This window comes from Agrobacterium salinitolerans, from assembly GCF_002008225.1.
In the GTDB taxonomy this organism is placed as follows: Bacteria; Pseudomonadota; Alphaproteobacteria; order Rhizobiales; family Rhizobiaceae; genus Agrobacterium; species Agrobacterium salinitolerans.
Genome location: NZ_MRDH01000018.1, coordinates 88,179 through 103,461 on the forward strand (window position 1 = coordinate 88,179; position 15,283 = coordinate 103,461).

Annotated in this window: 11 protein-coding genes; 7 read left to right on the top strand and 4 right to left on the bottom strand. The window is 60.0% G+C overall.

The annotated features are described in order from the left end of the window. The first annotated feature begins 79 nt into the window (after nt 1–79). From BS627_RS13300 to BS627_RS13330, 7 genes are all read left to right on the top strand, one after another. Nucleotides 80–1,312, top strand: a complete 1,233-nt coding sequence (locus tag BS627_RS13300) for a polyhydroxyalkanoate depolymerase (protein ID WP_245307115.1) — start codon at nt 80–82, stop codon at nt 1,310–1,312. Between the two features lie 68 nt (nt 1,313–1,380). Then, nucleotides 1,381–2,148, top strand: coding sequence for a M48 family metallopeptidase (locus BS627_RS13305; RefSeq protein ID WP_077983686.1), 768 nt, complete (start codon nt 1,381–1,383; stop codon nt 2,146–2,148). A gap of 102 nt (nt 2,149–2,250) precedes the next feature. After that, entirely contained in the window at nt 2,251–2,913 is a 663-nt protein-coding gene (locus BS627_RS13310) for a phosphoribosylanthranilate isomerase (RefSeq protein WP_077983687.1), read from the top strand. A 1-nt stretch (nt 2,914) separates the two neighbouring features. Then, complete coding sequence (gene trpB / locus BS627_RS13315) at nt 2,915–4,135, top strand: tryptophan synthase subunit beta (protein ID WP_077983723.1); 1,221 nt, start codon at nt 2,915–2,917, stop codon at nt 4,133–4,135. 4 nt (nt 4,136–4,139) lie between these two features. After that, nucleotides 4,140–4,979 (top strand): tryptophan synthase subunit alpha, encoded by an 840-nt coding sequence (gene trpA / locus BS627_RS13320; protein ID WP_077983722.1) that lies wholly within the window; start codon nt 4,140–4,142, stop codon nt 4,977–4,979. Nucleotides 4,980–5,006: 27 nt separating this feature from the next. Then, nucleotides 5,007–5,903, top strand: coding sequence for an acetyl-CoA carboxylase, carboxyltransferase subunit beta (gene accD, locus BS627_RS13325; protein ID WP_077983688.1), 897 nt, complete (start codon nt 5,007–5,009; stop codon nt 5,901–5,903). Nucleotides 5,904–5,989: 86 nt separating this feature from the next. Continuing rightward, a complete protein-coding gene (locus BS627_RS13330) occupies nt 5,990–7,369 on the top strand; it encodes a bifunctional folylpolyglutamate synthase/dihydrofolate synthase (protein ID WP_193600485.1) in 1,380 nt (459 codons plus the stop codon). A gap of 47 nt (nt 7,370–7,416) precedes the next feature. Here the strand turns inward: BS627_RS13330 and trxA are convergent, their stop codons facing one another. The 4 genes from trxA to BS627_RS13350 all read right to left on the bottom strand — a co-directional run bounded on the left by trxA (nt 7,417) and on the right by BS627_RS13350 (nt 15,281). Then, nucleotides 7,417–7,737 (bottom strand): thioredoxin, encoded by a 321-nt coding sequence (gene trxA / locus BS627_RS13335; protein ID WP_003505361.1) that lies wholly within the window; start codon nt 7,735–7,737, stop codon nt 7,417–7,419. A 77-nt stretch (nt 7,738–7,814) separates the two neighbouring features. After that, nucleotides 7,815–11,372, bottom strand: coding sequence for a double-strand break repair helicase AddA (gene addA / locus BS627_RS13340; RefSeq protein WP_077983689.1), 3,558 nt, complete (start codon nt 11,370–11,372; stop codon nt 7,815–7,817). After that, nucleotides 11,362–14,547: a double-strand break repair protein AddB gene (addB, locus tag BS627_RS13345; protein WP_077983690.1), complete on the bottom strand. Its 3,186-nt coding sequence runs from the start codon at nt 14,545–14,547 to the stop codon at nt 11,362–11,364. Before addB ends, addA begins: the two co-directional genes overlap by 11 nt. Further along, complete coding sequence (locus BS627_RS13350; RefSeq protein ID WP_077983691.1) at nt 14,544–15,281, bottom strand: nucleotidyltransferase family protein; 738 nt, start codon at nt 15,279–15,281, stop codon at nt 14,544–14,546. Before BS627_RS13350 ends, addB begins: the two co-directional genes overlap by 4 nt. Nucleotides 15,282–15,283 lie beyond the last annotated feature (2 nt).

Consider the following 15,283-nt stretch of genomic DNA (forward strand, 5'->3'; position numbering starts at 1 on the left):
CGGCGCCTTAAATTTTGTGCACCTGCGAAAAGCTGCTATGGTTGAAAAAAAGAGCGTGATCGCGAGGGAGGCGTCATCAGTGTTCTACCACCTCTATGAAATGAACCATGCAGCCATGGCGCCGCTGCGCGCCGGTGCCGATATGATGCGCCAGGCCTGCAACAATCCTATGAACCCGCTTTCCAGCACGGCTTTCGGAAGAAGCCTCGATGCTGGCTTCGAGGTTTTCGAACGCCTGACGCGCCGTTATGTCAAACCGGAATTCGGACTTGCCACGACTATTGTCGACGGTGAGACCGTCGCCGTTGCCGAAGAGACCGTCTGGTCGCGTCCGTTCTGCAATCTCGTTCATTTCAAAAAAGAGGTCGATCCTGCCCGCCGGCCCGAGCCGAAGGTGCTGCTGGTTGCGCCGATGTCCGGCCATTATGCCACATTGCTGCGCGGCACCGTGGAGGCCTTGCTGCCTTCGGCAGATATTTACATTACCGATTGGATCGATGCCCGCATGGTGCCGGTGAGTGATGGGACCTTCGATCTTGACGATTACATCAGTTATGTCATCGACATGCTGCGCGAGATTGGTCCAGGCGCGCATGTGGTCGCCGTCTGTCAACCGTCCGTGCCTGTTCTGGCCGCCGTTTCGCTTATGGAGGCCGATGGCGATAAATTTGCACCGGCATCCATGACGCTGATGGGCGGTCCTATCGATACGCGCATCAATCCCACAGCCGTCAATGGTCTGGCCACGGCGAAGCCAATCGAATGGTTCCGCGATAATGTCGTCATGCAGGTGCCGTGGCCCCAGCCCGCCTTCGGCCGCAATGTCTATCCCGGCTTTCTGCAACTCTCCGGTTTCATGTCGATGAACCTCGACAAGCACATGACGGCGCATAAGGATTTTTACCTCAACCTGATCAAGAATGACGGCGATTCCGCCGAAAAACACCGCGAATTTTACGATGAATATCTGGCCGTCATGGACCTGACGGCGGAATTCTATCTGCAGACGGTGGAAACCGTCTTCATCGACCATGCGCTTCCGAAGGGGAACATGCGGCATCGGGGTAGGGCGGTCGATCCCGCTGCTATTCGCAAAGTCGCATTGTTCACCGTCGAAGGGGAGAATGACGATATTTCCGGCGCTGGCCAGACGAAGGCGGCCCATGATCTCTGCCGTAACATCCCTGAAGATAAACGCGCACACTACATGCAACCGGATGTAGGGCATTACGGCGTCTTCAACGGTTCGCGCTTCCGCAAGGAAATAGTGCCGCGCATGCTGGATTTCATTGGCAAACACCAGACAGCCTAAGGCAAAACGGCAGGTGACGCCGCGCATTTGCGTGGCCAAGGGATGGACGAATCGGTTATGAAGGCTTCATGTTTTCGCTCCTCAGAAAGTCCCTGAAGTCGCCGGCGCCAAAGAAGATCGTGCCGAGCCAGCGCACCGTCGCGGTTGCGGGCCGGCAGGTGCCGATCACGGTCAGGGAAAACCCGCGGGCCACGCGCATCACCTTGCGCATCGAGCCGGGCGGCCGGGCGCTGAAGCTGACGATCCCGATGGGCCTGCATCACCGTCAGGTCGACGATTTTCTCGAAAGGCATCAGGGCTGGCTGGAGGGCAAGCTTCAGAAGTTCAGCCCTGATGACGGTCTGCGTCCCGGCGCGACCATCGATATCAGAGGCATCTCCCATCGCATCGAACACACCGGCAGTCTGAGGGGCCTGACCCACGGCGCGAAAGACGCTGATGGTGCGGCTGTTCTGAAAGTCAGCGGCGCGCCCGAGCATCTGAGACGGCGGATCGCGACTTTCCTGAAAAAGGAAGCAAAGGCTGATTTGGAACGGTTGGTTGCCATTCACGCCCGCGCCGCCGGCAGGCCGGTGCGATCCATCAGCATGAAGGATACACGCAGCCGCTGGGGCTCCTGTTCCCATGATGGAAACTTGAGTTTCTCCTGGCGCATCGTCATGGCCCCGGAAAGCGTCATCGATTATCTCGCAGCCCATGAGGTCGCGCATCTGAGCGAAATGAACCATGGCCCGAAATTCTGGGCGCTGTGCGAAAAGCTCTGCCCCCACACCAATGAAGCCAAGGACTGGCTGAAACGCCATGGCTCCCGACTTCACGCCATCGATTTCGATTGAAACTGGCGGCGGGCATCGCCATCTGGATTCACGTGAAACATTCCATCAAAAAGGGATGCGATTTGGCTCGACTCTTGTCGCATTTCATGTCAGGTCGCGGGTATGAAACCGGATATCAAGATTTGCGGATTGAAGACACCGGAAACGCTGGAGCGCGCCATCAGGCGCGGTGCGTCCCATGTCGGTTTTATTTTCTTTGAAAAAAGCCCGCGCTACATTGAGCCGGATCTTGCCGGCAGGCTGGCCGAAGCCGCCCGTGGCGCCGCCAAGGTGGTTGCCGTCACCGTCGATGCCGACAATGATTATCTCGATGAAATTATTGATCTCGTAAGGCCGGACATTCTGCAACTGCATGGCAGCGAAAGCCCGGAGCGGCTGCTGAACATCAAGGCGCTTTACGGTCTGCCTGTCATGAAGGCGATTTCCATTCGCGATGCCGGTGATCTCGCCAAAATCGAGCCTTATATTGGCATTGCCGACCGTTTCCTGCTGGATGCCAAGGCGCCTGCCGGTTCCGACTTGCCGGGTGGAAACGGCATCTCGTTTGACTGGACGATTCTGCGCTCACTTGACGAAAGTGTAGATTACATGCTTTCCGGTGGGCTGAATAAGGACAATGTCGCCGAGGCTCTGGCGGAAACCAAGGCAGGCGGACTAGATTTGTCGTCCGGCGTCGAAAGCGCGCCGGGCGTCAAGGATTTGTCCATGATAGATGCGTTTTTTGATGTGGTGAATGATTGGTCGAAAGGCCCAAAGGGAGCTTGAAGTGAACGACGCGCCAACACCCAATTCTTTTCGCGCTGGTCCTGATGAGGACGGACGTTTTGGCATTTACGGAGGTCGCTTCGTTGCCGAAACGCTGATGCCGCTCATTCTGGATTTGCAGGCGGAATGGGATAAGGCCAAGACCGATCCCGCGTTTCAGGCGGAACTCAAGCATCTTGGCGCGCACTATACCGGCCGCCCGAGCCCGCTTTATTTTGCGGAGCGCCTGACGGCGGAACTTGGCGGCGCGAAGATTTATTTCAAGCGCGAAGAGCTGAACCACACGGGTTCGCACAAGATCAATAATTGCCTCGGCCAGATTCTGCTTGCCAAGCGCATGGGCAAGACCCGCATCATTGCCGAAACCGGTGCCGGCCAGCACGGCGTTGCCTCGGCAACCGTTGCGGCGCGCTTCGGCCTGCCTTGCGTCGTTTACATGGGCGCGACCGATGTCGCCCGTCAGGCCCCGAATGTGTTCCGCATGAAGCTTCTGGGTGCCGAGGTGAAGCCGGTCACGGCCGGTCATGGCACGCTCAAGGACGCCATGAACGAGGCCCTGCGCGACTGGGTCACCAATGTCGAGGATACCTATTACCTGATCGGCACCGCGGCCGGCCCGCATCCCTATCCGGAAATGGTCCGTGATTTCCAGGCGGTTATCGGCGAGGAAGCCAAGGCACAGATGCTGGAGGCGGAAGGTCGCCTGCCGGATATGGTTATCGCGGCTGTCGGCGGCGGCTCGAACGCCATCGGCATCTTCCATCCTTTCCTCGATGACAAAAGCGTGCGCATCGTCGGCGTCGAAGCTGGCGGCAAAGGCCTGTCGGGCGAAGAACACTGTGCCTCGATCACGGCCGGCTCCCCCGGCGTGCTGCATGGCAACCGCACCTATCTGCTGCAGGATGAGGATGGCCAGATCAAGGAAGGCCATTCCATTTCCGCCGGCCTCGATTATCCCGGCATCGGCCCCGAGCACTCCTGGTTGAGTGATATCGGCCGCGTGGAATATGTGCCGATCATGGACCATGAGGCGCTGGACGCCTTCCAGATGCTGACCCGCCTTGAAGGTATCATCCCGGCTCTCGAGCCGAGCCATGCCTTGGCCGAGGTCATCAAGCGCGCGCCGAAGATGGGGAAGGATGAGATCATCCTGATGAACCTCTCCGGTCGCGGCGACAAGGATGTCCACACCGTCAGCAAGTTCCTTGGAATGGATGTATAAGATCATGACTGCACGTATGGACAAGCGCTTTGCCGATCTGCGCGCTGAAAACCGCCCGGCTCTGATTACCTATTTCATGGGCGGCGACCCGGATTTCGAAACCTCGCTCGGCATCATGAAGGCGCTGCCGGAAGCGGGCGCTGACGTCATCGAACTCGGCATGCCCTTTTCCGACCCGATGGCGGATGGCCCGGCCATTCAGCTGGCCGGCCAGCGCGCGCTGAAGGGCGGACAGACGCTGAAAACCACACTCGATCTCGCCCGCGAATTCCGCAGGCAAGACGATGCAACGCCGATCGTGATGATGGGATACTATAATCCGATCTATATCTACGGCGTTGAAAAGTTCCTGGACGACGCGCTGGCGGCCGGTATCGACGGCCTGATCGTGGTCGACCTGCCGCCGGAAATGGACGATGAACTCTGCATTCCCGCACTTGCGCGCGGCATCAATTTCATCCGTCTGGCGACGCCGACCACGGATGGCAAGCGCCTGCCTGCCGTCCTTAAAAATACCTCAGGTTTCGTCTATTATGTCTCGATGAACGGTATCACCGGTTCAGCACTTCCCGATCCCTCGTTGATCTCGGGCGCTGTCGGTCGTATCAAGGCGCATACGGAACTGCCGGTTTGTGTCGGGTTTGGTGTCAAGACGGCCGATCATGCGAAAGCAATCGGCGCCGTGGCAGATGGCGTGGTGGTGGGTTCCGCCATCGTCAACCAGATTGCGGGCAGCCTGACCAAGGACGGGCAGGCGACCGCCGACACCGTGCCGGCCGTTACGACGCTGGTAAAAGGACTTTCAACGGGCGTGCGTGCATCGCGCCTTGCCGCTGCGGAATAAGCGCGCGGCCCAGTCAGGAGTAGACAGTTGAACTGGATCACCAATTACGTTCGGCCGCGGATCAATTCCATGCTTGGCCGCCGCCCGGAGGTTCCGGAGAACCTATGGATCAAGTGCCCGGAAACGGGCGAGATGGTCTTCCACAAGGATCTGGAAGACAATAAGTGGGTCATCCCGGCTTCCGGTTACCATATGAAGATGCCGGCCAAGGCACGCCTTGCCGATCTTTTCGATGATGGCGTCTATGAGGCCTTGGTCCAGCCGAAGGTCGCGCAGGACCCCTTGAAGTTCCGCGATTCCAAAAAATACACCGACCGTCTGCGCGACAGCCGCACGAAGACCGAACAGGAAGATACGATCCTTGCCGGTGTGGGCCTCTTGAAAGGCCTGAAGATCGTCGCCGTCGTGCACGAATTCCAGTTCATGGGCGGATCGCTCGGCATTGCCGCCGGCGAAGCCATCGTCAAAGCCTTCGAGCGCGCCATTTCCGAGCGCTGCCCGTTGGTGATGTTCCCGGCCTCGGGCGGCGCGCGCATGCAGGAAGGCATTCTTTCGCTGATGCAGCTGCCACGTACCACGGTTGCCGTGAACATGCTGAAGGAAGCCGGCATGCCCTATATCGTGGTTCTGACGAACCCGACGACCGGCGGCGTCACGGCCTCCTACGCCATGCTGGGCGATGTGCATATCGCCGAGCCGGGCGCGGAAATCTGCTTTGCCGGCAAACGCGTCATCGAGCAGACCATTCGCGAAAAGCTGCCGGAAGGTTTCCAGACCTCGGAATACCTGCTGGAACACGGCATGGTGGATATGGTCATTGATCGTCGCGAAATCCCGGACACGCTGGCCAATATGCTCAAAATCATGACCAAGGCGCCTGCCGACAACGCAAACGCCGTCGTCCCGCTGGCCGCTTCGGCCTGAGGAAAAAAATATGTCGCCCGGAGGCATAAATTGCCTTCGGGATGATGCTATACGTTGCCTGATTTCATTTTTGGGGCGGCGGACAAATGGCAAACAAAACGCCTGAAAGGCGAACGGAAGACATGACGAAGCCCGCGATCGGTGAGGCCGAAAAGATCATTGAAGAGCTGATGCAGCTCCACCCCAAGGGCTTTGATCTTTCACTCGACAGAATTTCCCGTCTTCTCGAAAAACTCGGCAATCCGCAAAACAGAATGCCGCCAGTGATCCACGTGGCGGGCACCAATGGCAAGGGCTCCGTCAGCGCCTTTTGCCGGGCTTTGCTGGAAGCGGCAGGACTTCCCGTTCATGTCCATACCAAGCCGCATCTCGTCAATTGGCATGAGCGCTATCGCCTTGGCGTTGCCGGTGAGAGGGGCCGCTTTGTAGAGGACGCTGTCTTCGCGGACGCCCTACGTCGCATCGCAATCGCTAACGATGGGCAGAAGATCACCGTTTTCGAGATTTTGACGGCAGTCATGTTCCTGCTTTTTTCGGAGCATCCCGCTGATGCCGCGATCGTAGAGGTGGGATTGGGTGGTCGCTTCGATGCGACCAATGTGATCAATAACCCTGCAGTTTCCATCATCATGCCGATTTCGCTCGACCATGAAGCTTATCTCGGCGACCGCGTGGAACTGATCGCTGCCGAAAAGGCCGGTATCATGAAAAAAGGCTCGCCTGTCGTCATTGGCCACCAGGAATATGACGCCGCACTAGACACGCTTGTCGCGACGGCCGAACGTATTGGTTGCCCGGTCTCCGTTTATGGGCAGGATTTTTCCGCCCATGAAGAATTCGGCCGCATGGTCTATCAGGATGAGTTCGGCCTGACGGATGCGCCGTTGCCAAGGCTTCCCGGCCGCCATCAGCTCGCCAATGCCGCCGCAGCGATCCGCGCTGTGAAAGCAGCCGGTTTTGAGGTGACGGAACGGATGATTGAAAAGGCCATGACCTCCGTGGAATGGCCCGGCCGTCTTCAGCGCATCCTGACCGGCAAAATCGCTGAAATAACCCCGAAGGATTCGGAAATCTGGATCGATGGCGGTCACAACCCCGGTGCGGGTGAAGTGATTGCCGAGGCCATGGCCGGCTTTGAGGAAAAGACGCCGCGCCCGCTCTTCATCATCGCGGGCATGATCAATACCAAGGATCCGGTGGGATATTTCAAGGCTTTCGCCGATATAGCCGAATATGTCTTCACCGTGCCCATCGGCGGCACGGATGCGGCGATCGACCCCGTCGTGCTTGCCCATGCCGCTTTTGATGCCGGGCTGGTGGCTGCGCCCACGTCGTCGTTGATGCATGCGCTGGAAGAGCTGTCGCGCCGTTTTAATGCCGAAGGACCAGCGCCGCGCATCCTGATCGGGGGCTCGCTTTATCTTGCCGGCAACGCGCTTGCCCTTAACGGCACGGTTCCCCAATAAAGAAAGCCCGGCAGCGATGCCGGGCTTTCTCATTCCATTGATATTGCTTATGCGGCGCCGGAAATCCAGGCTGAGAGCGCTGTCTTGGGGGCAGCGCCAACCTTGATGTCGGCCACTTCGCCGCCCTTGAACATGGCGAGCGTCGGGATGGAACGCACGCCGAACTGGGCCGCGAGTTCCGGGTTTTCGTCGATGTTGAGCTTCGCGACCTTGACCTTGCCGGCCAGCTCGGACGAAATTTCCTCAAGGCTCGGCGCGATCATCTTGCACGGGCCGCACCATTCAGCCCAGAAATCCACCACGACGGGTTCGGCGGATTCGAGGACTTCGGACTGGAAGTTGGCGGCATCGACTTTTACGGTAGCCATATCTGGCTCTCCTTTCAGTAAATCTTTTCCGCTATCGATGTGATGCGGGCGCGTCGAAATTTCAATGCCCCGGTATCTCACTTTGTCTTTATTGCGGCAAGTGCCTCTGCCATGGCATCGTCACCAACCCGCACGAAAGCGGCATTTTCCGTATAGATCAGCGCGCAGACAAATTCCTTGCCGGGATAAAGCGGTGCAAGAATTTCGCGATAGATCGCAAGCTGCGCGGTGTGGGAGAAAGGTATCTCGCGTGACGTGCGCGGCGGAACCCGGTTTGTCTTGTAGTCGACCAGAATGACCCGATCACCGTCTACCGCCAGCCTGTCGATGCGGCCGGAGACGGCATAGTGCTGCCGGCCGAGGGTCATCGTGCCCATGATCGACACTTCCGCACGGCTGTTGGCGGAAAAGGCCGGCTGCACCGCCGGTTCGGAGAGGACGCGCAAAACCGCCTGGATCAAATGTTCGCGCTCAACGGAAGGCCAGAAACGCGCCGCACGCTCGGCATAACGCCGGGCCGCCTCTTCCCGCTCGCTTTCCGCAAAATCCGGCAGGGCTTGCAGCATGCGATGCACCAGCTTGCCCCGTTGCAGGGCAAGGCTGGAAGCCTCCGTTTTTTCCCCGAACAGCGGTGAACGCACGGCCAGATCGTCCGCACCGTCATCAATGATGGTCCCCGCACCCGATGGGCTGAGCGGCCTTGGCAGGGAGGGCAGGGCAGGCAGGGGTGCAAGAAGGCCTGGCGGAAGCTTGTGGTCTTCTTCCTGCTGGGTTTCCGCCGGCTTGTGCGGTGCAAGTGCCGGGCGTGCTTCAGACTTGTGCCAGACAAGCCCCTGCCATTCCTCTCCATCGGCACTGAACAGTTGCGGCTGGCAATGATCCTGATTCTCCGCAAGCGCCGCCTTGACGATGGCGTGCCAACATTCAGGGTTTTCTTTCTGGCCGCGATAACCACAGACGACAAGATGATCGGCAGCGCGGGTCATCGCCACATAAAGCAGCCGGCGATATTCATCTTCGGCGGCCGTTTTCAGGCGTTCCTCATCCGAGCGAATGAGATGATTGGAAAAACCGCTGCCGGGCAGCCAGACCGGAAAGGCATCACCACCCGTTTCCACGAAGCGCAGCTTTGGCACATGGCTGTGGTTGAAGGCTTTCGAGCCGCCATCCACCACAAAAACCACCGGTGCTTCCAGCCCCTTGGAGGCGTGCACGGTCATGATACGCACTTCGCCGCGATCCTTGTCCTGCTCGCGCTTCACTTCCGGTGAATCGGTTTCCAGGACGGAAAGAAAGGCCTGAAGGCCGGGCAGGCCAGTTCTTTCGTAATCCAGCGCAAAGGACAGGAACTCGTCGAGAACGTCGCTCGCTTCGTTGCCAAGCCGTCCAAGGAATTTTTTGCGTCCGTCATGCAGGGTCAGAACAGCCGCAAAAAAATCATGCACTGTGGCGGTTTTCGACAGTGAAACAAAATGCCGAAGTTTGTCGGTGACGATGGATAAACGGCTGGTTTCTTGGCCCGAAAGGACTTGCAGCCTCTGCCACACGCTCTCCGTCTCGGATCGCGTGGCGGCGATCTCGAAGACATCGTCTTCCGTCAGGTTGAAGAGCGGGCTTTTCAGCAGCGCCGCCAGCGAAAGATCATCTTCCGGCAGCACCACGAACCGGCCAAGCGCCAGAAGGTCCTGTACGGCGATATGGTCGGTCAGACGGAGGCGGTCGGCACCGGCGACGGGAATGTTCTTGCGCCGCTTCAACTCGCGGGTCAGCGCGTTGACGAAGGCGGCGCGTTTTCTGACAAGCACGAGAATGTCGCCGGCCTCGATAGCGCGCTCCACGCCTTTTTCGATGATAGTTTCGTTTCCGATCATGTCGGCAATGCGCGCGGCGATACGGCGGGCGACGATCGTGGCCGGCGCGCTTTCCCGCAGCGCATCGAAGGGGGCCGTCCAGTCTTCTTCATCCTCTGTGGTTTCCGGCGCCACCATATCCCACACTTCAACGGTGCCGGGATGGCCGGCGCGGTTGGAACGATGTTCGACTGGCTCATTATCGGCACTGAGGCCGCTCGCATTTTGCGGGATCGAGAAGACCTGATCGACGGCGGCCAGCACATCTTCAGTGGAACGGAACGAGAGCGGCAGGCGGATGCGATGAAAGGCCTGCTCCACCTGATCGACACGCCTTTGGGTCTCGTCGCGCTCCTGCGAGAACCGTTCCGGCCGGGCGCCCTGAAAGGAATAGATCGACTGTTTTTCGTCACCCACAGCAAACAGCGTCCGGCGTCCCATGCGGGCGCTTTCTCCGGTGAAGAAATCCGCCGCCAGCGACTGTATGATCGACCATTGCACCGGGCTGGTATCCTGCGCCTCGTCGACCAGAATATGGTCGATGCCCTGATCCAGCTTGTAATGCACCCACGCACCCGCCGTATCGCGGTTGAGCAGATTGGCGGCGCGCTCGATCAAGTCTTCGAAATCCAGCTGGCTGCGCTGCTTTTTCAGGTCTTCGAAATCGCCGATCAACCGTTCGGCCAGCACAAGGGCGCTTTTTGTCGCCGCTAGCATGCGCACCAGACGATAGCGATTGCGGCAGGCCACGACATGGTCGCGCGCCAGCGTCAGCGCATCGACGAGATCAGGCGCGGATTTCTGCATGCCCTTGTTGATGACGTAGGCATCCGATTTCTTTTCGCCTTTGGCTGTCAGAAGCGCCGCTTCGATGAATTCCATCCGCCGCACCGGGTCCGACTGCCGTTTTGCCTCCCGGAGCGCATAAGCGACCTCTATGACGCGTGATCCTCCCACCTCGTCAGCAAGGGTTAGATACGTATCGAGCGCAAGGCCCGAGAGGCCGGGCAGAGGCCAGAAGGCGGCCGCAGCGGTTTCTTCGGTTTCCCCATCTGCGATCTGCATCGCCTGCCGCAACCGCGCATCAATGCCGCCCGACTGTTTGGCATCGAGCAGAAAGCCACGAAGGGCACTGCGATTGGCGATGATGGCGGAAAGCAGCGATTCCAGCCCGCTTTCGTCAGCCAGATCGAGCACGTAAGCGAGCGATTGCGCCAGCTCCTCGTCCCGCTCCGTCGAAACCGCCGTCAGAAGCGAACGGCGTGCTTCGGCGAGCAGCGTTGTTGCGGCGCGGTCGTCAAGAACGGAGAAATGGCCGGCGACATTGGCCTCCAGCGGGAACTGGTGCAGCAGGGCTTCGCAGAATGCGTGGATGGTCTGGATTTTCAGCCCGCCCGGTGTTTCCAGCGCCTTGGCGAACAGCCTGCGCGCTTCGGCAAGCTTGATGCGATCCGGTACCTTGCCTTCGATGGCGGCGATGCGGTCCTTGAGATCGGAATCCGGCAAAGTTGCCCATTCCGCCAGCCGGTCGAACACGCGGCTCGACATTTCCGATGCTGCGGCCTTGGTATAGGTGAGGCACAAAATCGCCGAGGGGCGGCACCCGGCCAGAAGCAGGCGAATGACGCGCTGGGTCAAAACATGGGTCTTGCCGGAGCCGGCATTCGCCGACACCCAGGCGGAACTTGCGGGATCGGAGGCAAGCCGCTGCCGGGCGCTGGTCCAGTCGATCCAGCTTTCAGGCGTATCGGCGAAAGGGCCAGCGTCGAAGGGATCAATCGTCATCGCCGTCTCCCGGTTCCGCCGTCGACCACTCCGAAACCCGCGCGAGGTGGTCATATTCCCCGCCATAGGATTGCTGCTCTTCCGGCACCAGCCGTGAGGCGAAACCGTTTTCACCTTCGCGCAGCGAGCGCACGAATTTCGCGAGCTGGTCGATCGATTCCGTTGCCAGTTCGATAGCGGATTTCGGTGGTCTTTTGCCGCTTCGGCTGGAATGTTCGTTATTCACCTGATCGGCAAAAAATCGGTCTCCCGGTCGCAGGCGTACATAAATGAGGTTTTCGGGCGTGGGCGAACCCGTTTCGCGGAAGGCACCGCGCATCAGTGCCGCCGCTTCCAGCGCCAGCTGCGGGTCGAGCAGCGCGCGCGCCTGATTGACGGAAGGCGCAAGTCCTGTCTTGTAGTCGATAATGTCCGCCTGACCGTTTGTCTTGATGTCGATGCGGTCGGCGATCCCAGTCAGCCTTATGCCCGCTTCGGCAATTTCCTGCCCGGCGCGAGCCTCGTAGAAGCTGTGGCGAATGGATGGATGACGTTCTTTTTCCCAATCGATGAAAGCGCGGGCCACTGCCGCAAAACGCGGACGCCAGATGACATCCACATGCACAGGCAGATTTTCCTCGTCGAAACACTCGTCGAGAATGCGCTGCATGGCTGCGAGCGAGGCCGGTGTGCCGGGAATATGTCCCTCACGGGAATAGCGCTCGATAATCGCGTGATAGAGCGTGCCGCGATCGGCGGCGTTCGGATCGCGATTGAAGGGGGCGAGCGGGTCCAGCTTCAGGATGCGCCGCGCATAGATTGAATAGGGATCGCGGCGCAGACGTCCCACTTCGCTGAAGGAGTAGCTCTTTGGCTGCAGATCGGCCGGCGGTTTGGGGGCAGGGCGCTTTGCCGTTTCCTGATTGATGTTTTCATCCATCAGACCCGCCCAATGGCGATAGGTATCGCCGCGCTTCCGCAGTTGTTCGGCGAAATTTTCTCCGCCCAGCGCCAGCAGCCGTTGCAGCCAGCGGGAGGCGACGGCCGGGGTGGAGCCCTGCCTCAGCGCCCGGGTGTAAAAGATCTGCCGGGTACCGTTCGCCATCTCGAAGTCATGCGCGAGCTGTCCTATGCGCCGTTCCGGCGGCTCCAGCCCGATGGCGGTCTTCATGCTGCGGGACAGGAACGGATTGTTCGCCGTCTGGCCGGGCCAGAGCCCTTCGTTGAGACCGCCGATGACGACGGTGTCGACGCTTTGCAGCCGTGCCTCCAGCGCGCCGAAGATGAAAATGCGCGGATGGCGCATGGATCGCGGCTTGATCGATTCGCCTGCCACCAGCGCTGCAAAAATATCGATCCATTGTGGCCCGTCCGCATCGAGGATCTCGCCGCTCTCCATCAGTTCCGCAAAGAGGCTTGAGAGCTTGTCTCCCGCCTCGCCGGACCATAATGCGGCCAGATCATTGCTGTCGTCGGCACAGATGGCCTCGATGACCCGGCCTGTCCGCCCGGCCCAATCGGAAAGCGGCAATTTATCGGTGAAGGCGCGGCCGGAGCGGTCACGACGAATGAAGGCGGAGCCGAGTGGCTCCGTGGCAATGGCGATCCGCCGCGCGAGATCACGGGCCGCATCGACACTTCCCTCCGGCAGCGCCACCCGCCATGCGGGCGGGTGCCGGTCATCACGCTGTGCAAGGAGTTGCGTATCGAGAACCACCTCGAGATTGCCTATCTCGGTTTCGACACGGCCGCCGCGCAGCGCGATCAGCTCCAGCGCTTTGGAGGCTCTGATAAAAGCATCGCCGGAAAGCCCGAAGCGGGCGAGGGGATGCTTTAGAAGCGAAATGATCGGCACCGGGTCTCCGGGCCTGAGAATGGCTTCCAGCGCGAGTTGCGTCAGTCCTGCCTGCGGCGTGGCCGAAAGCGGCGTACCGGCCGAATCGTCTGCCTCGATGCCAAAACGTTGCAACTCTGTCGCGACCCGCCGCGCCAGTCCGCGGTCGGGCGTTATCAGCGCCGCCTGAGAGGGGCGTTCACGCCCCGGAGCCTCCAGCGCCAGCCGGAGCGCCACCGCGATGGCGGTTGCCTCTTCACGTTCATTGGCGGCCTCGATCAATGTGGCCGCCGCGAAGGCTTCGTCGAAAAAGCCGGGTTCCCTGTCTTCGCGCCAGCGGTTCCAGTCGCTTGTGGATTTCGCGGGCGCGAGTGCGGTCGAAAACACCGCCGCCCGTTTTTCCAGATCACGATCAAGAGCGCCGATCTGAACCACGTCGTCCCTGAGCATGCCGAGCTTCTGCAGCAGCATATAAAGCCCATATTGCGAGTGCGTGCGGCTCGAAGGATCGGCGGGGTCCTCGGCAATCGCCTGCCATTGCTCTGCGGGCATGGCAAGATCAAGTCCCGGCAGCACGACCGTACCTTGCGGCAGGGCGGCCACGGCGGCGATGAGATCGGCGGCGGCCGGAATGGAGCCCGTGGAGCCCGCCACGATGATCGGCCCCGTGTCCGGCAAATTGGCAAGCCGGTCCGCTTCCGCCCGCAGGATGGCGTTGCGATGCCGGCCTGCGGAGGAACGGTTGAGTTCTGCAAGCCGCGCCGGCCAGAAGACGCTGGCGATCTTCAGGAAATCCGCCGTCAGCTGCCACCATTGCGCATGTTCGCCGGTATCGAGATGCTGAAGCGTCTCCCAGTCCTTTTCTTCGGTATCCATCGCATCGATCACCTCGCCGAGCGCCCGCGCGAGCCAGATGGCATCCGCGGGGCTTGCGGGAGCGACGAGCGGCGAATCCGAATGGATCGCCCGGATGGCGTCAGGCAGGCTGTTGCGCCAGGCGAGGATGAGGCGCGCCAGTTCGATCAGCCGGCCGGTGCCGGAAATCGGCGGCGCCAGATCCATGATCTCAGGATTTTCGATATCGAAGAAACCGCTATCGTCATCCGTTTCACCAAGAGGCCGGATCAGCGGCAGAATGGCGGATCGGCCGCCCAGAAGATCGACGAATTCGGAGCGCAGCACGCGCGCAGAGCGCCGCGTCGGCACATAGATCGTCACGCTCGCAAGCGAAAGAGGATCGGTCGGATCATATCTATAGCCTGATGTCAGCCGCCCGTCACACAGCGTTTCCGCGAGCGTTTTGAGGAACGGTGTTCCCCCAGCGATCGTCAGGACGCGCTTTGCGTGGTGGGTGAGCGTCATGCGAAACGTTTTTCCCTGAATTGCCGGATGATGCTTTCCGCATCGTCAATCGCGTCAGGCGTTCCCACGGTAATCCAGTGGCCATCCAGCGACAGCCCGAAAAGCCGATCTTTTTCAATGGCGCGGTCGAAATAGATATTGAGGTTGAAAGCGTCCTCCGGCGCATCGTCAAGAAGGCGCGAATCCATGGCGATGGCGCCGGCATAAACCACCGGGTTAGCGTCACCGTCGCGATAGCGAGCCAGCTTTCCGTCGTCGGCTAGGTCGAAATCCCTCTTGCCGTTGTGGCCGGTGGTGCGATCCATGTCGACACAGAGCAGGGCCATGTCCATGCGGGCCGTGTCAAAGAATTGCGCAAGCTTTCGCAGATTGCTGACGGCGTTCAATTGCTCGCCGATCCAGAAGAGATCGGCGTTCATGACAAAAACCGGGCCGGGCTTCAGAAGCTTCAGGCCCTTGGCCAGCCCGCCGCCGGAATTCATCAGCTCCGACCGTTCGTCGGAAATCAGGATTTCGGCGTCTGCGCGGTTTTCGAGATGGGCGATCATCTGTTCGGCATGGTGATGCACATTGACGACGATGGTTTCAGCCCCGGCTTCGACAAGGGCGTCGAGCGCGTAATCGATCATCGGTTTGCCGGCAATTTTCACAAGCGGCTTCGGGATCGTATCGGTGATCGGGCGCATCCGTGTGCCAAGCCCGGCGGCCAGCACCATCGCGTTTTTGATCGTCATCG